We start from the raw sequence: 19,424 nt of genomic DNA, 5'->3' as shown, positions 1-19,424 counted from the left end.
TATGGCTGATTACCAGGACAAAAACGTCGTCATTATTGGTCTGGGCTTAACCGGACTCTCTTGCGTGGACTTTTTTCTCGCTCGCGGCGTGACGCCGCGGGTGATGGATACTCGCGTGACGCCGCCGGGTCTGGATAAGCTGCCGCAAGAGGTTGAGCGTCACGTTGGCGGCCTGAACGACGAGTGGCTCTTAGCGGCGGATTTAATCGTCGCCAGCCCTGGTATTGCTCTGGCGCACCCTTCGCTGAGCGCTGCCGCCAGCGCTGGAGTAGAAATTGTCGGCGATATCGAACTGTTTTGCCGCGAAGCGCAAGCGCCGATTGTAGCCATCACCGGCTCGAACGGCAAAAGCACCGTGACCACCTTAGTGGGCGAGATGGCGAAAGCGGCGGGCGTCAATGTCGGCGTTGGCGGCAATATCGGTCTTCCGGCGCTGATGCTGCTGGATGCCGATCGCGAATTGTACGTGCTGGAATTATCCAGTTTCCAACTGGAAACCACGTCAAGTTTGCAAGCGGCGGCGGCAACGGTGCTCAACGTCACTGAAGATCATATGGACCGGTATCCGTTTGGTTTGCAACAGTACCGGGCGGCGAAACTGCGCGTCTACGAGAAGGCGAAAGTGTGCGTAGTGAATGCCGATGACGCGTTGACGATGCCGGTACGCGGGGCCGATGAGCGCTGCGTCAGCTTTGGCGTCAATATGGGGGATTATCACCTTAATCGTCAGCAGGGCGAAACCTGGCTGCGAGTCAAAGGCGAGAAGGTGCTGAACGTGAAAGAGATGAAGCTTTCCGGGCAGCATAACTATACCAATGCGTTAGCGGCGCTGGCGCTGGCGGATGCCGTAGGTCTGCCGCGCGCCAGCAGTTTGAAGGCGTTGACGACATTTACCGGTCTGGCGCATCGCTTCCAGCTGGCGTTGGAGCATAACGGCGTACGTTGGATCAACGACTCGAAAGCGACCAACGTCGGCAGTACCGAAGCGGCGCTAAACGGTTTGCATGTGGACGGTACGCTGCATCTGCTGCTGGGCGGTGACGGTAAGTCGGCAGACTTTTCTCCGCTGGCGCGCTATCTGACCGGCGATCGTATCCGCCTGTATTGCTTTGGGCGCGATGGCGCGCAGCTTGCCGCTCTGCGTCCGGAAATCGCCCAACAGACTGAGACGATGGAAGAGGCGATGCGTTTGCTGGCGCCGCGCGTTCAGCCGGGTGATATGGTGCTGCTGTCGCCCGCCTGCGCCAGCCTCGATCAGTTTAAAAATTTTGAGCAACGGGGCGATGTCTTTACCCGTCTGGCGAAGGAGTTAGGTTGATGCGTTTATCTCTCCCCCGTCTGAGAATGCCGCGCGTACCAGGCTTTGGCCTCCTGGCCTGGCTGTTTGCGGCGCTTAAAGGCTGGGTGATGGCTTCGCGCGATAAAGACGCCGACAGTCTGATCATGTATGACCGCACGCTGCTATGGCTGACCTTCGGGCTGGCGGCGATTGGTTTTGTCATGGTGACGTCGGCCTCCATGCCAGTCGGGCAGCGCCTGGCGAACGATCCGTTTTTGTTTGCCAAACGTGATGCGCTCTATATCTTCCTGGCATTTTGTCTGGCGATGGTCACGCTACGTTTGCCCATGACCTTCTGGCAAAAATACAGCACGACGATGCTGATTGCGTCGATCATTATGCTGCTTATCGTGCTGGTCGTCGGGAGCTCGGTCAACGGGGCGTCGCGCTGGATTGCGCTGGGGCCGCTGCGTATTCAGCCTGCGGAGTTTACCAAGCTGTCGCTGTTCTGCTACCTCGCGAACTATCTGGTGCGTAAGGTTGATGAAGTGCGAAATAACCTGCGCGGCTTTTTAAAACCAATGGGCGTGATTCTGGTGCTGGCGGTGTTACTGCTGGCGCAGCCTGACCTCGGGACAGTGGTCGTACTGTTTGTCACCACGCTGGCGATGCTGTTTCTCGCCGGGGCGAAATTATGGCAGTTCATCGCCATTATCGGGATGGGCATCTCGGCGGTGATTCTGTTAATCCTCGCCGAACCGTATCGTATTCGCCGTGTTACCTCGTTCTGGAACCCCTGGGAAGATCCGTTCGGCAGCGGTTATCAGCTGACGCAGTCGCTGATGGCTTTTGGTCGCGGTGAGATATGGGGGCAAGGGCTGGGGAATTCGGTGCAGAAACTGGAGTATTTGCCGGAGGCGCACACCGATTTCATCTTCGCCATTATTGGGGAAGAACTGGGTTATATCGGTGTGGTATTGGCGCTTTTAATGGTATTCTTCGTCGCTTTTCGCGCGATGTCGATTGGCCGTAAGGCATTGGAGATTGACCACCGCTTTTCCGGATTTTTAGCGTGTTCTATCGGTATCTGGTTTAGTTTTCAGGCGCTGGTAAACGTTGGCGCGGCCGCGGGGATGCTGCCGACCAAAGGTCTTACGCTGCCGCTGATCAGTTATGGCGGGTCGAGTCTGTTGATTATGTCGACGGCCATTATGTTTTTATTACGTATTGATTATGAAACGCGTCTGGAAAAAGCGCAGGCGTTTACACGAGGTTCTCGATGAGTGGTCAACCGAAGCGGTTAATGGTGATGGCGGGCGGTACCGGCGGGCACGTGTTCCCCGGACTGGCCGTTGCGCATCATTTAATGGCCCAGGGCTGGCAGGTTCGCTGGCTGGGTACCGCCGATCGTATGGAAGCGGATTTAGTGCCGAAGCATGGCATCGACATTGACTTTATTCGGATCTCCGGTCTGCGCGGTAAAGGCGTAAAAGCGCTTCTGGCGGCGCCGCTGCGGATTTTTAACGCCTGGCGGCAGGCGCGGGCGATCATGAAGCGGTTTAAGCCGGATGTCGTGCTGGGAATGGGCGGTTATGTTTCCGGCCCCGGCGGTCTTGCCGCCTGGTCATTGGGTATTCCGGTCGTTTTGCATGAGCAAAACGGTATCGCCGGGCTAACCAATCAGTGGCTGGCCAGAATCGCGACCACGGTGATGCAGGCGTTTCCCGGTGCGTTTCCGAACGCGGAAGTGGTGGGTAACCCGGTGCGTACCGACGTACTGGCGTTGCCGTTGCCGCAGGTGCGTCTGGCCGGTCGTGACGGCCCGATTCGCGTGTTGGTGGTCGGCGGTTCTCAGGGGGCGCGAGTCCTGAACCAGACGATGCCGCAGGTTGCCGCCAGACTGGGCGATACGGTTACAATCTGGCATCAAAGCGGAAAAGGCGCGCAGCACACGGTAGAGCAGGCGTATGCCGGGGCGGGACAACCGCAACATAAGGTAACGGAATTTATCGATGACATGGCCGCCGCCTATGCGTGGGCGGATGTGGTGGTGTGCCGTTCCGGCGCTTTAACGGTGAGCGAGATCGCTGCCGCCGGATTACCGGCGATATTCGTGCCGTTTCAGCATAAAGACAGGCAGCAGTACTGGAATGCGCTGCCGTTAGAAAACGCCGGCGCAGCTAAGATTTTTGAGCAGCCGCAGTTTACTGTAGAGGCTGTCGCCGACACCCTGGCGGGGTGGTCGCGCGAGGCGTTGTTAACCATGGCGGAGCGTGCCCGCGCGGTATCCATTCCGGATGCTACCGAACGCGTCGCCAGTGAAGTCAGCCGGGTTGCCCGGACATAATTTGTGGCGGTGCCTTTTGCATCGCAGGGTTTTTCTACCCTCAATAATTTGGGTTGCAGGCAAGCCAACGCATCTGCAATTTGAAGTATGGCGGGTATTGGAGTTAATGGCGTAAAGAATGAATACACAACAACTGGCAAAACTGCGTTCCATCGTGCCCGAAATGCGTCGCGTTCGGCACATTCACTTTGTCGGCATCGGTGGTGCTGGTATGGGCGGTATTGCCGAAGTTCTGGCCAATGAAGGGTATCAGATCAGTGGTTCCGATTTAGCGCCGAATCCGGTGACCCAGCAGTTGACGAGCCTGGGGGCGACGATTTTCTTTAATCATCGTCCGGAAAATGTGCGTGATGCCAGCGTGGTCGTCGTTTCCAGCGCAATTTCCGCGGATAACCCGGAAATTGTCGCGGCGCATGAAGCGCGTATTCCGGTTATTCGCCGTGCGGAAATGCTGGCGGAACTGATGCGTTTTCGCCACGGCATCGCCATTGCCGGGACGCACGGAAAAACCACAACGACCGCGATGGTGTCCAGTATTTATGCCGAAGCGGGGCTGGACCCGACTTTCGTGAATGGCGGATTGGTGAAAGCCGCAGGCGTTCATGCGCGTCTGGGCCATAGTCGTTACCTGATTGCCGAGGCAGATGAGAGCGACGCATCCTTCCTGCATTTGCAGCCGATGGTTGCGATCGTCACCAACATCGAAGCCGACCATATGGATACCTATCATGGCGACTTTGAAAATTTAAAGCAGACGTTTATTAACTTCCTGCATAACCTGCCGTTCTACGGTCGCGCGGTAATGTGCGTCGACGATCCGGTCATCCGCGAGCTGCTGCCGCGGGTGGGGCGTCAGACCACGACGTATGGCTTTAGCGAGGATGCTGACGTCCGCGTAGAAGATTATCAGCAGATAGGGCCGCAGGGGCACTTTACGCTGTTGCGCCAGGGAATGCCGGATCTGCATGTCACGTTGAATGCGCCGGGTCGCCACAATGCCCTGAATGCCGCTGCGGCAGTGGCGGTAGCGACCGAAGAAGGCATCGCCGATGACGCTATCCTGCGCGCGCTGGAAAGCTTCCAGGGGACCGGGCGTCGTTTTGACTTCCTCGGCGAGTTCCCGCTTGAGCCGGTGAATGGTAAAGCCGGGACGGCGATGCTGGTGGATGATTATGGCCATCATCCGACTGAAGTAGACGCCACCATTAAAGCTGCGCGAGCAGGGTGGCCGGATAAAAACCTGGTGATGCTGTTTCAGCCGCACCGTTACACGCGCACGCGCGATCTGTATGACGATTTCGCCAATGTGCTGACCCAGGTCGATGCGCTGCTGATGCTGGACGTTTACCCGGCGGGTGAAGCGCCGATTCCGGGCGCGGATAGCCGTTCTTTATGTCGTACGATTCGTAATCGGGGAAAAATTGACCCGATTCTGGTTTCCGATCCGGCTCAGGTTGCGACAATGTTAGCGCCGGTGCTGACGGGTAACGACTTGATATTAGTGCAAGGCGCAGGAAATGTTGGCAAAATTGCGCGTTACTTATCTGAAATCAAGCTGAAGCCGCAAATCCAGGAGGAAGAGCAACATGGCTGATAAAATCGCGGTCCTGTTGGGCGGAACCTCTGCGGAGCGGGACGTTTCGTTAAATTCCGGCGCGGCAGTGTTGGCCGGGTTACGTGAAGGCGGTATTGATGCGCATCCCGTCGATCCGCAAGAGGTCGATGTCGCGCAGCTTAAAGCAATGGGCTTTCAGAAGGTCTTTATTGCGTTGCATGGCCGCGGCGGTGAAGATGGCACCTTACAGGGAATGCTTGAGCTGCTCGGCCTGCCTTATACCGGCAGCGGCGTGATGGCCTCGGCGCTTTCCATGGATAAACTGCGCAGTAAATTGCTGTGGCAGGGCGCGGGCTTACCGGTTGCGCCGTGGGTCGCATTGACGCGCGCTGAGTTTGAAAAAGGCCTTAGCGAAGAACAAAAAGCGCGAATTTCGGCGCTGGGTTTACCGCTGATCGTCAAACCCAGCCGTGAAGGCTCCAGCGTCGGTATGACGAAAGTAGTAGAAGAAAATGCTTTACAGGGTGCGTTATCATTGGCTTTTCAGCATGATGACGAAATACTGATTGAGAAATGGCTGTGCGGTCCGGAATTTACGGTGGCGATAGTTGGCGAAGAAATTTTACCGTCAATTCGTATCCAACCGGCAGGAACCTTCTATGATTATGAGGCGAAGTATCTCTCTGATGAGACTCAGTATTTCTGCCCTGCCGGTTTAGAAGCGTCCCAGGAAGCCGCGCTACAGTCTCTCGTCCTGCAGGCATGGAAAGCTTTAGGCTGCACGGGATGGGGGCGTATTGACGTCATGCTGGACAGCGATGGTCAGTTTTATCTGCTGGAAGCCAATACTTCTCCGGGGATGACCAGCCATAGTCTGGTGCCGATGGCGGCGCGTCAGGCGGGAATGAGCTTCTCGCAGTTAGTGGTACGAATTCTGGAGTTGGCGGACTGATATGTCGCAGGCTGCGCTGAACACGCGAAACAGTGATGAAGAGACGCCTTCTTCACGCCGCAATAATGGAACGCGTCTTGCAGGAATTTTATTCCTGCTGACGGTACTGTGCACCGTGTTTGTTAGCGGGTGGGTCGTGTTAGGGTGGATGGAAGATGCGCAGCGTTTACCGTTATCAAAGCTGGTATTAACCGGCGAGCGTCACTACACGCGTAACGATGATATCCGTCAGGCGATACTGGCTCTGGGCGCGCCGGGAACCTTCATGACGCAGGATGTGAACATTATCCAGAGCCAGATTGAGCGTTTGCCGTGGATTAAACAGGCCAGCGTCAGAAAACAGTGGCCTGATGAATTGAAGATTCATCTGGTTGAATATGTGCCGATTGCGCGTTGGAATGATCAACATATGGTCGATGCTGAAGGGAACACCTTCAGCGTGCCGTCAGACCGCATCGGCAAACAGGTTTTACCCATGTTGTACGGCCCGGAAGGCAGCGCGAGTGAAGTGTTGCAGGGATACCGCGAGATGGGGCAGGTGCTGGCTAAGGATAAATTCACTCTGAAGGAAGCGGCGATGACCGCACGTCGCTCCTGGCAATTGACGCTTAATAACGGCATTAAGCTCAATCTCGGCAGGGGCGATACGATGAAAAGGTTGGCTCGCTTTGTAGAACTCTATCCGGTTTTACAGCAGCAGGCGCAAACCGATGGCAAACGGATTAGCTACGTTGATTTGCGTTATGACTCAGGTGCGGCAGTTGGCTGGGCGCCGCTCCCCCCTGAGGAATCTAATCAGCAACAGAATCAGGCACAGGCAGAACAACAATGATCAAGGCGACGGACAGAAAACTGGTAGTAGGACTGGAGATTGGCACCGCGAAGGTTGCCGCTTTAGTAGGGGAAGTTCTGCCCGACGGTATGGTCAATATCATTGGCGTGGGCAGTTGCCCATCGCGGGGTATGGATAAAGGCGGGGTGAATGACCTTGAGTCAGTGGTGAAATGCGTTCAGCGCGCCATTGACCAGGCGGAATTGATGGCTGATTGCCAGATCTCCTCGGTATATCTGGCGCTTTCCGGCAAACATATTAGCTGTCAGAATGAAATTGGTATGGTGCCCATTTCCGAAGAGGAAGTGACGCAGGAAGATGTGGAAAACGTCGTGCATACTGCGAAGTCAGTGCGCGTGCGCGATGAACATCGCGTGCTGCATGTGATTCCTCAGGAGTACGCCATTGACTACCAGGAAGGCATTAAAAATCCGGTCGGTCTTTCCGGCGTGCGTATGCAGGCGAAAGTACATTTGATTACCTGCCACAACGATATGGCAAAAAACATTGTCAAAGCTGTTGAACGTTGTGGTCTGAAAGTTGACCAACTGATATTTGCCGGACTGGCGGCCAGTTATTCCGTGTTAACGGAAGATGAACGTGAACTGGGCGTCTGTGTCGTGGATATCGGCGGTGGTACAATGGATATCGCCGTTTATACTGGCGGCGCGCTGCGTCATACCAAAGTGATCCCTTACGCGGGGAACGTGGTGACCAGCGATATCGCTTATGCCTTTGGTACGCCGCCGAGCGATGCTGAAGCCATTAAAGTTCGCCACGGTTGCGCGCTGGGTTCCATTGTCGGTAAAGACGAGAGCGTTGAAGTACCGAGCGTAGGCGGGCGTCCGCCGCGCAGCCTGCAACGTCAGACGCTGGCGGAAGTGATTGAGCCGCGTTACACCGAGCTGCTCAATCTGGTCAACGAAGAGATATTGCAATTACAGGAACAGCTTCGCCAACAAGGGGTAAAACATCACCTGGCGGCGGGGATTGTGTTAACCGGCGGCGCGGCGCAAATCGAAGGGCTTGCTGCTTGCGCTCAGCGCGTGTTTCATACGCAGGTGCGTATCGGCGCGCCGCTGAATATCACCGGTCTGACGGATTATGCCCAGGAGCCGTATTACTCAACGGCGGTGGGATTGCTTCACTACGGGAAAGAGTCCCACTTAAACGGTGAAGCAGAAGTGGAAAAACGTGTTACGGCATCAGTTGGCTCGTGGATCAAGCGACTTAATAGCTGGCTGCGAAAAGAGTTTTAATTTTTATGAGGCCGCCAGATATTACGGCCTCAGGCGACAGGCACATGACGGAGAGAGATTATGTTTGAACCTATGGAACTAACCAACGACGCGGTGATTAAAGTCATCGGCGTCGGTGGTGGCGGCGGTAACGCTGTTGAACACATGGTGCGCGAGCGCATCGAAGGTGTTGAATTCTTCGCGGTGAATACCGACGCGCAGGCGTTGCGTAAGACGGCGGTTGGCCAGACCATTCAAATTGGTAGCGGCATTACCAAAGGTCTGGGCGCCGGCGCTAACCCGGAAGTCGGTCGTAACGCGGCGGACGAAGACCGTGAAGCGCTGCGTGCGGCGCTTGAAGGCGCAGACATGGTATTTATCGCGGCAGGCATGGGCGGCGGTACCGGAACCGGCGCGGCGCCAGTGGTTGCTGAAGTGGCAAAAGATTTAGGTATTCTGACCGTTGCCGTGGTGACTAAGCCTTTCAATTTTGAAGGCAAAAAGCGCATGGCATTTGCGGAGCAGGGTATCACCGAGCTGTCCAAGCATGTGGACTCGTTGATCACCATCCCGAACGACAAGCTGCTGAAAGTGCTGGGCCGTGGCATCTCCCTGCTCGACGCGTTCGGCGCGGCTAACGACGTGCTGAAAGGCGCGGTTCAGGGTATCGCAGAGCTGATCACCCGCCCGGGCCTGATGAACGTTGACTTTGCTGACGTGCGTACCGTGATGTCTGAAATGGGCTACGCAATGATGGGCTCCGGCGTGGCGAGCGGTGAAGACCGTGCGGAAGAAGCGGCTGAAATGGCTATTTCTTCTCCGCTGCTGGAAGATATCGACCTGTCCGGCGCGCGCGGCGTGTTGGTCAACATTACGGCGGGCTTCGACCTGCGTCTGGATGAGTTCGAAACCGTCGGTAACACCATCCGTGCCTTTGCATCGGATAACGCCACCGTGGTTATCGGTACCTCTCTGGACCCGGATATGAACGACGAACTGCGCGTGACCGTTGTTGCCACTGGAATTGGTATGGACAAGCGTCCTGAAATCACTCTGGTCACCAATAAACAGGTGCAGCAGCCGGTGTTGGATCGTTATCAGCAGCACGGTATGGCGCCGCTGACGCAGGAGCAAAAAACGGTCGCGAAAGTGGTTAACGACAATACACCACAGGCGGCGAAAGAGCCGGATTATCTGGATATCCCCGCATTCCTGCGTAAGCAAGCTGATTAAGAATTAGCTGGAATTTGGGATTCTGGGCTCTTTGTGCTAAACTGGCCCGCCGAATGTATAGTACACTTCGGTTGGATAGGTAATTTGGCGAGATTATACGATGATCAAACAAAGGACACTTAAACGTATCGTTCAGGCGACTGGCGTCGGTTTACACACCGGCAAAAAAGTCACCCTGACATTACGCCCTGCGCCGGCCAATACCGGGGTCATCTATCGTCGCACCGACTTGAATCCACCGGTAGATTTCCCGGCCGATGCCAAATCTGTGCGTGATACCATGCTCTGTACGTGTCTGGTGAATGAGCATGATGTACGGATTTCAACCGTTGAGCACCTGAACGCTGCTCTGGCGGGCTTAGGTATCGATAACATCGTTATTGAGGTTAATGCCTCGGAAATCCCGATCATGGATGGCAGTGCCGCTCCGTTTGTCTATCTGCTGCTTGATGCCGGTATTGATGAACTGAACTGCGCCAAAAAATTCGTACGCATCAAAGAGACTGTTCGGGTTGAAGATGGCGATAAATGGGCTGAATTCAGACCGTACAATGGTTTTACGTTGGATTTCACCATCGACTTTAACCATCCGGCGATCGATTCCAGCAGCCAGCGCTACGCGATGAACTTCTCTGCGGATGCGTTCATGCGCCAGATCAGCCGTGCGCGTACCTTCGGTTTTATGCGTGATATCGAATATCTGCAGTCCCGCGGCCTGTGCCTGGGCGGCAGCTTCGATTGTGCCATCGTTGTTGACGATTATCGCGTATTGAACGAAGACGGCCTGCGTTTTGAAGATGAATTCGTTCGTCACAAAATGCTCGACGCGATCGGTGACTTGTTCATGTGTGGTCACAATATTATTGGTGCGTTTACCGCGTATAAATCCGGTCACGCATTGAATAACAAATTGTTACAGGCAGTCCTGGCAAAACAGGAAGCCTGGGAATTTGTGACCTTCCAGGACGACGCAGAACTGCCGTTGGCTTTCAAAGCGCCTTCGACGGTACTGGCATAACGACATACGCTGTCGTATAAAATTCGACTGGTTAACCTGGCACTCTCTCCGGCCAGGTGAGCCAGTCGTTTTTTTTACTATCCTTTATCTGCGCTTTCCTTAATACAGCCATTTTGGCAGAGTTAAATGGAAACACGGCGCGTTCGCTGTTTTCTTAGCCGATTTTCACCTTAGCTTCTCGTCATTACTGCTGTAGCGCGTACGCTTTAATGATAAGATTTGTGCGCAAATTGTTTTGATTCCGTAAGCCCATGAGGGGCATATCAGGTGGCAATGACGTGAGTGGAATACTGACGCGCTGGCGACAGTTAGGCAGACGATACTTCTGGCCGCATCTCTTATTAGGGATGGTCGCGGCGAGTTTTGGTTTGCCTGCGCTCAGTAACGCCGCTGAAACCAATACGCCTGCAAGGACGACCGCCAGCACCGCGTCTAAAGTTAACTTTAGCCATCTTGCGCTGTTAGAAGCCTCTAACCGTCGTCCCAATTTCACCGTAGATTACTGGCATCAGCACGCTATTCGCACGGTGATTCGCCACCTTTCTTTTGCAATGGCGCCGCAAACGCTGCCCGTTGCCGACGCGCCGTCGCCATTACAGGCGCATCATATCGCCTTACTGAATACGCTCAGCGCGATGCTCACGCAGGAGGGCACGCCGCCGGCGATTGTTCGCCGCCTCTCCCTGGCGTATTTTGCGCCACAAACCGCATTTAGCATCCCGGCCTGGATAAGTCAGGCGCAGGGTATCCGCGCCGGTCCGCAACGTCTCAGCTAACGAAAAAAGACCCTTTTACTTTATTTGTAGCTCCGCGGCGCGGGGCATTTGAGACTTTATTATGCTAATCAAATTATTAACCAAAGTATTCGGTAGCCGTAACGATCGTACGCTGCGTCGTATGCGTAAGGCCGTCAGCCTTATTAATGCGATGGAACCGGAGATGGAAAAACTCTCCGATGACGAACTGAAAGCGAAAACCAACGAATTTCGCGCCCGTATTGAAAAAGGCGAAAGCGTAGAGAGCCTGATTCCGGAAGCGTTCGCGGTGGTGCGTGAAGCCAGTAAACGCGTCTTTGGGATGCGTCACTTCGACGTTCAGCTATTGGGTGGTATGGTGCTCAACGATCGCTGTATCGCCGAAATGCGTACTGGTGAAGGTAAAACGCTGACCGCAACGCTGCCAGCCTACCTGAACGCGCTGTCCGGCAAAGGCGTTCATGTGGTAACCGTGAACGACTATCTGGCGCAGCGTGACGCCGAAAACAACCGCCCGCTATTCGAATTCCTCGGTATGTCCGTTGGTATCAACCTGCCAGGTATGCCTGCGCCCGCCAAACGTGAAGCTTACGCTGCCGACATCACTTACGGCACTAACAACGAATACGGTTTTGACTACCTGCGCGACAACATGGCGTTCAGCCCGGAAGAGCGCGTGCAGCGTAAACTGCATTATGCGCTGGTGGATGAAGTCGACTCCATCCTGATCGATGAAGCGCGTACGCCGCTGATTATTTCCGGCCCGGCGGAAGATAGCTCGGAAATGTACAAAAAAGTGAACAAAATCATTCCGCACCTGATTCGTCAGGAGAAAGAAGATTCTGACACTTTCCAGGGCGAAGGCCACTTCTCCGTTGATGAGAAAGCGCGCCAGGTTAACCTGACCGAACGCGGTCTGGTGCTGATCGAAGAGCTACTGGTGCAAGAAGGCATTATGGATGAAGGCGAGTCGCTCTACTCGCCTGGCAATATTATGTTGATGCATCACGTCACCGCCGCGCTGCGCGCGCACGCGCTGTTTACCCGTGACGTGGATTACATTGTGAAAGACGGCGAAGTCATCATTGTTGATGAACATACCGGTCGTACCATGCAGGGGCGTCGCTGGTCTGACGGTCTGCACCAGGCGGTAGAAGCGAAAGAAGGCGTTGAAATTCAGAATGAAAACCAGACGCTGGCGTCTATTACCTTCCAGAACTACTTCCGTCTGTATGAAAAGCTGGCCGGTATGACCGGTACGGCGGATACTGAAGCCTTCGAATTTAGTTCTATCTATAAGCTGGACACCGTCGTTGTTCCGACCAACCGTCCGATGATCCGTAAAGATTTGCCGGATCTGGTCTACATGACCGAAGCGGAAAAAATCCAGGCCATTATCGAAGATATTAAAGAACGTACCGCGAACGGTCAGCCAGTGCTGGTCGGGACGATTTCTATCGAGAAATCTGAAGTGGTCTCCAGAGAGCTGACCAAAGCGGGCATCAAACATAACGTACTGAACGCAAAATTCCACGCCAACGAAGCAGGCATCGTTGCGCAGGCTGGTTATCCAGCGGCGGTCACTATTGCTACCAACATGGCGGGTCGTGGTACCGATATTATGCTGGGCGGTAGCTGGCAGGCGGAAGTCGCTGCGCTGGAAGCGCCGACGGAAGAACAGATTGCGCAGATTAAAGCGGACTGGCAGGTACGCCATGACGCGGTTCTGGCTGCCGGCGGCCTGCATATCATTGGCACCGAGCGCCATGAATCCCGCCGTATCGACAACCAGCTGCGTGGCCGTTCCGGTCGCCAGGGCGATCCGGGTTCTTCCCGTTTCTACCTGTCGATGGAAGATGCGCTGATGCGTATTTTCGCCTCCGATCGTGTCTCCGGTATGATGCGTAAACTGGGGATGAAGCCGGGCGAAGCGATTGAGCACCCGTGGGTGACGAAAGCTATCGCTAACGCGCAGCGTAAAGTAGAAAGCCGTAACTTCGATATTCGTAAGCAACTGCTGGAATATGATGATGTGGCGAACGATCAGCGTCGTGCAATTTATACCCAGCGTAACGAACTGCTGGATGTGTCTGACGTGAGCGACACCATTAACAGCATTCGCGAAGATGTCTTTAAGGCGACTATCGACGCCTACATTCCGCCGCAGTCGCTGGAAGAGATGTGGGATATCCCGGGTTTGCAGGAACGCCTGAAAAACGACTTCGACCTGGAGATGCCGATTGCCGAATGGCTGGATAAAGAGCCGGAGCTGCATGAGGAGACGCTGCGTGAGCGCATCCTGGCGCAGTCCATCGAGGTGTATCAGCGTAAAGAAGAGGTGGTTGGCGCTGAAATGATGCGTCATTTCGAAAAAGGCGTGATGCTGCAAACGCTCGATTCCCTGTGGAAAGAGCACCTGGCGGCAATGGATTACCTGCGTCAGGGTATTCATCTGCGCGGCTATGCGCAAAAAGATCCGAAGCAGGAATACAAGCGCGAATCCTTCGCTATGTTCGCCGCGATGCTGGAATCGCTGAAATATGAAGTGATCAGTACCCTGAGCAAAGTCCAGGTACGTATGCCGGAAGAGGTCGAAGCGATGGAAATGCAGCGTCGCGAAGAGGCGGAGCGCCTGGCGCAGATGCAGCAGCTAAGCCATCAGGATGACGATGCCGCCGTGGCTGCCGATCTGGCCGCCCAAACCGGCGAACGTAAGATTGGACGTAACGATCCTTGCCCTTGCGGTTCCGGTAAGAAATACAAACAGTGTCACGGTCGCCTGAGCTAATGCGATAAACTTACCGGCCTGATAAGACATAATGTGTTGCCATCAGGTCGGTGCTGGCATTATTGCCGAAGGGCGCTACGCTTATTCGGCCTGGCATTGAACACAGATAAAAAGGCGCAGGCGACTGCGCCTTTTTTATGGATGCAACAAGATGAAAAAACTGCAAATCGCGGTTGGGATTATCCGCAACCCGAACGACGAAATTTTTATCACCCGACGCGCCGCTGATGCGCATATGGCGAACAAGCTGGAATTTCCCGGCGGAAAAATTGAAGCCGACGAAACACCAGAGCAGGCGTTGATCCGGGAGCTACAGGAAGAGGTGGGGATTACGCCAACACAGGTGACATTATTCGACACTCTGGAATATCAATTCCCGGATAGACACATTACGCTGTGGTTTTGGCTGGTTGAACGCTGGGAGGGCGAACCGTGGGGGAAAGAAGGACAGCCGGGACGGTGGATCGCGCAGAACGCGTTGAATACGGAAGATTTTCCGCCGGCCAATGAACCGATTATTCGTAAATTACGCCAATTTGCGCCTTAGTGGGGGATCGCAACACGATCCCCATCGATCTTATTAGCGATTTAATGTCGACATAATTTCCGGCCAGTAGCGGGGGCCGGCCGCGGCGTCGTGAGGAAAAACCGCCTCAATTGCCGCCAGCTCCTGCGGGCTTAGGGTCAGTGATAACGCGCCGAGGTTTTCATCCACCCTGGCGCAGTGGCGGGTGCCGGGAATGGGAACGAGGTGCCTGTTGCGGGCCAGCAGCCAGGCCAGCGCTAATTGTGCGGGGGTACACTCTTTTTCGCGTGCCATTTGTTTTATTGCTTCAGCCAGACGTAAATTGTGCGAGAAGTTCTCACCCATGAACCTGGGATTTGTGCGACGGAAGTCATTCGCAGCAAAATCTTCTGGCGTTTTAATCGTACCGGTCAGAAATCCGCGTCCCAGCGGGCTGTAAGCGACGAATCCTATACCCAACCGTTCACAGGTGGAAAGTGCTGAAATTTCCGCTTCGCGGGACCAAAGCGAATACTCACTTTGCAGCGCGGTAATAGGGTGAACGTTATGGGCGCGTTCCAGCGTTTGCGTTGATGCTTCGGATAGCCCGAGATAACGCACTTTTCCCTCGCGCACCAGGTCCGCCATTGCACCGACAGTCTCTTCTATGGGGACTGATGGATCAACGCGATGTTGATAGTACAGATCGATATGATCGACCCCCAGGCGTTGCAGGCTTTGCTCACAACTACGGCGAACGTACTCCGGTCTGCCATTGACGCCACGCGCCATAGGGTTAGCAGGGTCGAGAACGATACCAAATTTCGTCGCTAAAAATACCCGATCGCGACGATCGGCGATGGCTCTTCCGACTAACCTTTCATTGGTATAAGGGCCATACATATCTGCGGTATCGAGCAGTGTTACCCCCTGATCTAACGCATAATGTAGTGTCTTAATTGAGGTGCTGTCGTCATGAGCGCCGTAAAATGCGCTCATGCCCACACATCCCAGTCCGATGGCTGACACTCGCGGTCCGTTTGCGCCTAATGTACGATATTGCATACTACCTCCATGAGGATATTTTGTGCATGGCAGGCAGTCTATACCTGGCGTATAAGATGAAAAATAGGGGGAATAAGCATGGTTTATGAAGGCTGGCTTAATAATGCGTCATGATGTGATGTCCATATTGCATGCTTTTTGCATGATTGCTGAAAACCATAGCTTCACGCGGGCAGCGGCGCAGTTACATATTTCTACATCGGCGTTAAGTCAGAATATGCGCCAACTGGAGGATGAACTTGGCGTGAAATTGTTGAACCGAACCACCCGGCGTGTCGGTTTGACAGAAGCAGGACATGCCTTTCTTGCCAGTATCAGGCCCGCATTAAACCATATTGATGAGGCGATGGAACATGCCCGCCAGAGCCGCGATATACCCGGAGGGACATTACGCCTGACCGTACCGCGCACGGCGGCTACGCTTCTGTTACAACCTAATCTCGCCGGTTTCATGCGCGATTATCCCGATATTCGGCTGGATATCGATGTGAATGACGGTTTTGTGGATTTAATTAACGAACGCTTTGATGCCGGTATTCGCTTTGGCGATGCGGTACAACTTGATATGAATGTCGTTCCGCTCGGTGATGTTTTACGCCCGGCGATCGTAGCATCCCCTGCATACCTTGCGCGTTTTGGCACGCCGCTGCATCCGCAGGAACTCATCAATCACCGCTGCCTTTGCCATCGTTTTACGCGTGAGAGCGGGCTATATCGGTGGGAGTTTGTTCATGGAGCGCAACGGCTGGAAATTACGCCGGAAGCCGCGTTAATGGTGAATGATAAAGCGTTGCGTCTCTCCGCCGCGCGTGATGGGGCAGGTCTAACCTACGTTTTTGAACAGGATGTCCACGAAGACTTACAGGATGGGCGGTTGTGCTCCGTACTTGACGAGTGGCTGCCTGCGGCGGACCGGTTTTATTTGTATTATCCCGGCCGCGCGCATATGGCGCAAAAACTACGCGTATTTATTGATTATTTTTGTCATAAGGCGATATTGCCGTCTCAACAGAGCCATCACTGTTAGCGCTCTTCGCTCCAGTCGTCGCTATCAGACTGGTCGCCGCTGCTGGCGATTCGTTTCTCTTCGGCGGCCCATTCGCCCAAATCAATTAACTGACAGCGTTTAGAACAAAATGGGCGGAAGGGGCTAATTTCCCCCCAGACGACCAGTTTACCGCAGGTCGGACAGTTTACGACGGTCACGTCAGACATTTTTACTCCTTAGCAACAGGCCAGTTCAAAATCAAGACGCTCCGGCACCAGACCATTTTCACTATCCAGCGGCATAAAGCGAATGGCAAAACGGCTCTTATGGCCGGAAATTTGCGGATAAAGTTGTGAATCGAGCGTCAGCATAAGACGCAGCAAATCGGCGTCGTCCCCGTTATCCTGATAAAAACCGTTCAGGCTGGTTTGCTTACGGAAAGGCGCTGAATTACGGATCAGATCAAGCACCAGCGTCAGCGCCTGGGTGAGGGGATTCAGGCTGGCAAGCCAGGTTTCAATCTGGGCGTCGCGCTGCGCCTGTTGTAGGTGCAACCAGATATGCAGAGTGGGTAAATCGAAACTGCAACAGCCGCCAGGAATACTTAAGCGTTGACGCACAAGGGCAATCAAGCGATCTTCGCGTAGCTGCTGGCCAATCCTCGGGGCGGAGATCAGCACGCTGCCCGCCGATTTTAACTGCTGGCGCAGGGCTTCAATACGGTCTTGATCGACGCCGGGAACCTCAACCCAGGCCTGTAATTTACGCTGCTGGCGCTCCAGTTCTTTCAGCAGTTCGGTACGGACTTCGCCCCGTTCGAACACATCCAGTAGATCGCTGATATTACGGAAAAAATGCAGTGCGCCAGCATGGTCTGCAATTGGCAGGTTGATGGAGAGCTGTTGGATCAAAAACTCTATGCGCAGCCACGTACGCATCTTCTCATTGAGAGGGTGTTCAAATAGGACCTGGGTGTGCATTACGGTTTTTCCTGTGAGACAAACTGCGACGCGAGCTTAAGATAACTGGCGTGCAGGCGGGCCACATCTGATGCGATAGCATCCGGTGCGCCGTTATTATCAATAACATCGTCCGCCACGGCAAGGCGCGCTTCACGCGTCGCCTGCGCAGCGAGAATGTGTTCAACATGCTCGCGCGTAACATCATCACGCTGCATTGTGCGTATGAGCTGCGTTTCGGGCGTCACGTCAACCACCAGTACGCGGTTGGCTTTTTGATACAGCCTGTTTTCAACCAGTAGAGGCACAACCCATAACACATAGGGCGACGTAGCCTGTTGAAACTGTCGTTGGGTTTCCTGCTGAATTAAGGGGTGAAGCAGAGCGTTAAGCCAGGCTTTTTCTTCCGGATGCAAAAAAATACGCTCACGCAGCGCCCGGCGACGTAACGTGCCGTCGGCGGCGATAAGTTCAGAACCAAAATGTTCCGCTATTGCGTTCAGGGCGGGCTGCCCTGGCTCAACCATCTGGCGCGCGATAATATCCGCGTCGATGACGGTTATTCCGAGGTCAGCGAAGGCATCAGCGACGGTACTTTTACCGCTGCCAATACCGCCGGTTAAGGCTACGGTATACCTCATATCTCCAGCTTCCGGAATTTTAGTTTGACAATCAAAAGGTTAAATTTTAAGCATACAAAGACGATACGCTCTGAGCATTAACCTACTATTCGCCAGGTAAATTTATGGGATTGTAACGTAAAAAAAGAGAATTTCGCAGTCTTGTACGGCCATGATTAGTGCGTATGATAACGTCACTGGAGTTGTGAGTTTCGATTTTTCGCCATTAACCCCAGGAATCCGTACATGCGTATTGAAGAAGATCTGAAGTTAGGTTTCAAAGACGTTCTTATCCGTCCTAAGCGTTCTACCCTCAAAAGCCGTTCCGATGTCGAACTGGAACGTCAATTCACCTTTAAACACTCAGGTCAGACCTGGTCTGGCGTACCGATTATCGCGGCCAATATGGATACCGTCGGGACGTTTGAAATGGCGCAAGCATTGGCCGGGTTTGATATTCTGACTGCTGTACATAAACATTATACCGTTGAAGAATGGGCAGCTTTTATCAACACGGCCTCGGCTGATGTTCTGAAGCATGTGATGGTTTCCACCGGGACCTCTGATGCTGATTTCGAAAAAACCGTGCAGATTCTGGCGCTGAATCCTGCGCTGAACTTTGTCTGTATTGATGTGGCCAATGGCTATTCAGAACATTTTGTGCAGTTCGTCGCGAAAGCACGTGAAGCATGGCCGACAAAAACAATCTGCGCAGGCAATGTGGTAACGGGCGAGATGTGCGAAGAGCTTATCCTCTCCGGCGCCGATATCGTGAAAGTGGGAATTGGTCCCGGCTCCGTATGCACGACGCGTGTAAAAACCGGCGTTGGTTATCCGCAACTGTCGGCGGTTATCGAATGTGCTGACGCGGCGCATGGCCTGGGCGGTATGATCGTCAGCGATGGCGGCTGCACCATGCCAGGCGACGTAGCAAAAGCCTTTGGCGGCGGCGCGGATTTCGTTATGTTGGGCGGCATGCTGGCGGGGCACGAAGAGAGCGGCGGCAGCGTGGTAGAAGAGAACGGCGAGAAATTTATGCTGTTCTACGGCATGAGTTCGGAATCTGCGATGAACCGTCATGTCGGCGGCGTTGCGAAATACCGCGCGGCAGAAGGTAAAACGGTTAAATTGCCGCTGCGTGGGCCGGTGGGCAATACTGCCCGCGATATCCTGGGCGGTCTACGCTCAGCCTGCACTTATGTCGGCGCGTCTCGCCTGAAAGAGTTGACCAAACGCACCACCTTTATTCGGGTGCAGGAACAAGAAAACCGCATCTTCAATAGCCTCTAA

General features: G+C 54.3%; 18 protein-coding genes. 14 read left to right on the top strand and 4 right to left on the bottom strand.

What is annotated here, in order from left to right; genetic code table 11:
• Position 1: 1 nt before the first annotated feature.
• The 12 genes from murD (at position 2) to mutT (ending at position 14,544) form a co-directional block, all read left to right on the top strand.
• Positions 2–1,318, top strand: a complete 1,317-nt coding sequence (murD, locus tag J4728_RS17540) for a UDP-N-acetylmuramoyl-L-alanine--D-glutamate ligase (RefSeq protein WP_000796443.1) — start codon at positions 2–4, stop codon at positions 1,316–1,318.
• On the top strand, positions 1,318–2,562 hold the full coding sequence (gene ftsW, locus J4728_RS17535; RefSeq protein WP_001239803.1) for a cell division protein FtsW: 1,245 nt from the start codon (positions 1,318–1,320) through the stop codon (positions 2,560–2,562). The genes murD and ftsW overlap by 1 nt, the downstream gene beginning before the upstream one ends.
• Positions 2,559–3,626 (top strand): undecaprenyldiphospho-muramoylpentapeptide beta-N-acetylglucosaminyltransferase, encoded by a 1,068-nt coding sequence (gene murG, locus J4728_RS17530; RefSeq protein ID WP_000016619.1) that lies wholly within the window; start codon positions 2,559–2,561, stop codon positions 3,624–3,626. The genes ftsW and murG overlap by 4 nt, the downstream gene beginning before the upstream one ends.
• Before the next feature lie 118 nt (positions 3,627–3,744).
• Entirely contained in the window at positions 3,745–5,220 is a 1,476-nt protein-coding gene (murC, locus tag J4728_RS17525; protein ID WP_001096070.1) for a UDP-N-acetylmuramate--L-alanine ligase, read from the top strand.
• Complete coding sequence (locus J4728_RS17520) at positions 5,213–6,133, top strand: D-alanine--D-alanine ligase (RefSeq protein WP_000763895.1); 921 nt, start codon at positions 5,213–5,215, stop codon at positions 6,131–6,133. Before murC ends, J4728_RS17520 begins: the two co-directional genes overlap by 8 nt.
• A gap of 1 nt (position 6,134) precedes the next feature.
• Positions 6,135–6,965 (top strand): cell division protein FtsQ, encoded by an 831-nt coding sequence (gene ftsQ, locus J4728_RS17515; RefSeq protein ID WP_000075728.1) that lies wholly within the window; start codon positions 6,135–6,137, stop codon positions 6,963–6,965.
• Entirely contained in the window at positions 6,962–8,224 is a 1,263-nt protein-coding gene (gene ftsA, locus J4728_RS17510) for a cell division protein FtsA (protein ID WP_000588463.1), read from the top strand. Before ftsQ ends, ftsA begins: the two co-directional genes overlap by 4 nt.
• Positions 8,225–8,284: 60 nt before the next feature.
• A complete protein-coding gene (gene ftsZ, locus J4728_RS17505; RefSeq protein ID WP_000462785.1) occupies positions 8,285–9,436 on the top strand; it encodes a cell division protein FtsZ in 1,152 nt (383 codons plus the stop codon).
• Between the two features lie 100 nt (positions 9,437–9,536).
• Entirely contained in the window at positions 9,537–10,454 is a 918-nt protein-coding gene (gene lpxC, locus J4728_RS17500; protein ID WP_208212143.1) for a UDP-3-O-acyl-N-acetylglucosamine deacetylase, read from the top strand.
• 278 nt (positions 10,455–10,732) lie between these two features.
• Complete coding sequence (secM, locus tag J4728_RS17495) at positions 10,733–11,230, top strand: secA translation cis-regulator SecM (protein ID WP_000014336.1); 498 nt, start codon at positions 10,733–10,735, stop codon at positions 11,228–11,230.
• 61 nt (positions 11,231–11,291) lie between these two features.
• Entirely contained in the window at positions 11,292–13,997 is a 2,706-nt protein-coding gene (gene secA, locus J4728_RS17490) for a preprotein translocase subunit SecA (protein WP_000905756.1), read from the top strand.
• Between the two features lie 151 nt (positions 13,998–14,148).
• Complete coding sequence (mutT, locus tag J4728_RS17485; protein ID WP_042947606.1) at positions 14,149–14,544, top strand: 8-oxo-dGTP diphosphatase MutT; 396 nt, start codon at positions 14,149–14,151, stop codon at positions 14,542–14,544.
• Between the two features lie 33 nt (positions 14,545–14,577).
• On the opposite strand, the gene J4728_RS17480 is transcribed toward mutT, so the two are convergent.
• The gene (locus J4728_RS17480; RefSeq protein WP_208212142.1) at positions 14,578–15,567 is read right to left on the bottom strand and encodes an aldo/keto reductase; all 990 of its coding nucleotides are present in this window, start codon (positions 15,565–15,567) and stop codon (positions 14,578–14,580) included.
• Between the two features lie 85 nt (positions 15,568–15,652).
• Here J4728_RS17480 and J4728_RS17475 point away from each other — a divergent pair, with 85 nt between their 5' ends.
• A complete protein-coding gene (locus tag J4728_RS17475) occupies positions 15,653–16,594 on the top strand; it encodes a LysR family transcriptional regulator (protein ID WP_208212140.1) in 942 nt (313 codons plus the stop codon).
• Here J4728_RS17475 and yacG read toward each other — a convergent pair.
• From yacG to coaE, 3 genes are read right to left on the bottom strand one after another with little or no spacing between them, the layout of a single operon-like run.
• Positions 16,591–16,782, bottom strand: a complete 192-nt coding sequence (gene yacG / locus J4728_RS17470; protein ID WP_001286416.1) for a DNA gyrase inhibitor YacG — start codon at positions 16,780–16,782, stop codon at positions 16,591–16,593. The two genes, J4728_RS17475 and yacG, sit on opposite strands and share 4 nt — an antisense overlap.
• Before the next feature lie 9 nt (positions 16,783–16,791).
• Entirely contained in the window at positions 16,792–17,535 is a 744-nt protein-coding gene (gene zapD / locus J4728_RS17465; RefSeq protein ID WP_000557443.1) for a cell division protein ZapD, read from the bottom strand.
• Positions 17,535–18,155, bottom strand: a complete 621-nt coding sequence (gene coaE, locus J4728_RS17460; RefSeq protein ID WP_080214026.1) for a dephospho-CoA kinase — start codon at positions 18,153–18,155, stop codon at positions 17,535–17,537. The genes zapD and coaE overlap by 1 nt, the downstream gene beginning before the upstream one ends.
• Positions 18,156–18,380: 225 nt before the next feature.
• On the opposite strand from coaE, the gene J4728_RS17455 reads away from it, so the two are divergent.
• Complete coding sequence (locus tag J4728_RS17455; RefSeq protein ID WP_001217365.1) at positions 18,381–19,424, top strand: GMP reductase; 1,044 nt, start codon at positions 18,381–18,383, stop codon at positions 19,422–19,424.

The organism is Salmonella sp. 32070601201500089SM, assembly GCF_017573605.1.
Classification (GTDB): Bacteria; Pseudomonadota; Gammaproteobacteria; order Enterobacterales; family Enterobacteriaceae; genus Salmonella; species Salmonella enterica.
The sequence above is the reverse complement of the archived record's forward strand: the minus strand, read 5'-3'. Positions and strand labels throughout refer to the sequence as shown.

What these genes read in the sequence shown, in the direction of transcription:
- murC (WP_001096070.1), top strand. Translation starts at nt 3,745, where the DNA reads ATGAATACACAACAACTGGCAAAACTGCGTTCCATCGTGCCCGAAATG.
- zapD (WP_000557443.1), bottom strand. Translation starts at nt 17,535, where the DNA reads ATGCACACCCAGGTCCTATTTGAACACCCTCTCAATGAGAAGATGCGT.
- murG (WP_000016619.1), top strand. Translation starts at nt 2,559, where the DNA reads ATGAGTGGTCAACCGAAGCGGTTAATGGTGATGGCGGGCGGTACCGGC.
- mutT (WP_042947606.1), top strand. Translation starts at nt 14,149, where the DNA reads ATGAAAAAACTGCAAATCGCGGTTGGGATTATCCGCAACCCGAACGAC.
- secA (WP_000905756.1), top strand. Translation starts at nt 11,292, where the DNA reads ATGCTAATCAAATTATTAACCAAAGTATTCGGTAGCCGTAACGATCGT.
- J4728_RS17455 (WP_001217365.1), top strand. Translation starts at nt 18,381, where the DNA reads ATGCGTATTGAAGAAGATCTGAAGTTAGGTTTCAAAGACGTTCTTATC.
- J4728_RS17475 (WP_208212140.1), top strand. Translation starts at nt 15,653, where the DNA reads ATGAAGGCTGGCTTAATAATGCGTCATGATGTGATGTCCATATTGCAT.
- J4728_RS17480 (WP_208212142.1), bottom strand. Translation starts at nt 15,567, where the DNA reads ATGCAATATCGTACATTAGGCGCAAACGGACCGCGAGTGTCAGCCATC.
- ftsW (WP_001239803.1), top strand. Translation starts at nt 1,318, where the DNA reads ATGCGTTTATCTCTCCCCCGTCTGAGAATGCCGCGCGTACCAGGCTTT.
- murD (WP_000796443.1), top strand. Translation starts at nt 2, where the DNA reads ATGGCTGATTACCAGGACAAAAACGTCGTCATTATTGGTCTGGGCTTA.
- coaE (WP_080214026.1), bottom strand. Translation starts at nt 18,155, where the DNA reads ATGAGGTATACCGTAGCCTTAACCGGCGGTATTGGCAGCGGTAAAAGT.
- ftsQ (WP_000075728.1), top strand. Translation starts at nt 6,135, where the DNA reads ATGTCGCAGGCTGCGCTGAACACGCGAAACAGTGATGAAGAGACGCCT.
- lpxC (WP_208212143.1), top strand. Translation starts at nt 9,537, where the DNA reads ATGATCAAACAAAGGACACTTAAACGTATCGTTCAGGCGACTGGCGTC.
- yacG (WP_001286416.1), bottom strand. Translation starts at nt 16,782, where the DNA reads ATGTCTGACGTGACCGTCGTAAACTGTCCGACCTGCGGTAAACTGGTC.
- ftsA (WP_000588463.1), top strand. Translation starts at nt 6,962, where the DNA reads ATGATCAAGGCGACGGACAGAAAACTGGTAGTAGGACTGGAGATTGGC.
- J4728_RS17520 (WP_000763895.1), top strand. Translation starts at nt 5,213, where the DNA reads ATGGCTGATAAAATCGCGGTCCTGTTGGGCGGAACCTCTGCGGAGCGG.
- ftsZ (WP_000462785.1), top strand. Translation starts at nt 8,285, where the DNA reads ATGTTTGAACCTATGGAACTAACCAACGACGCGGTGATTAAAGTCATC.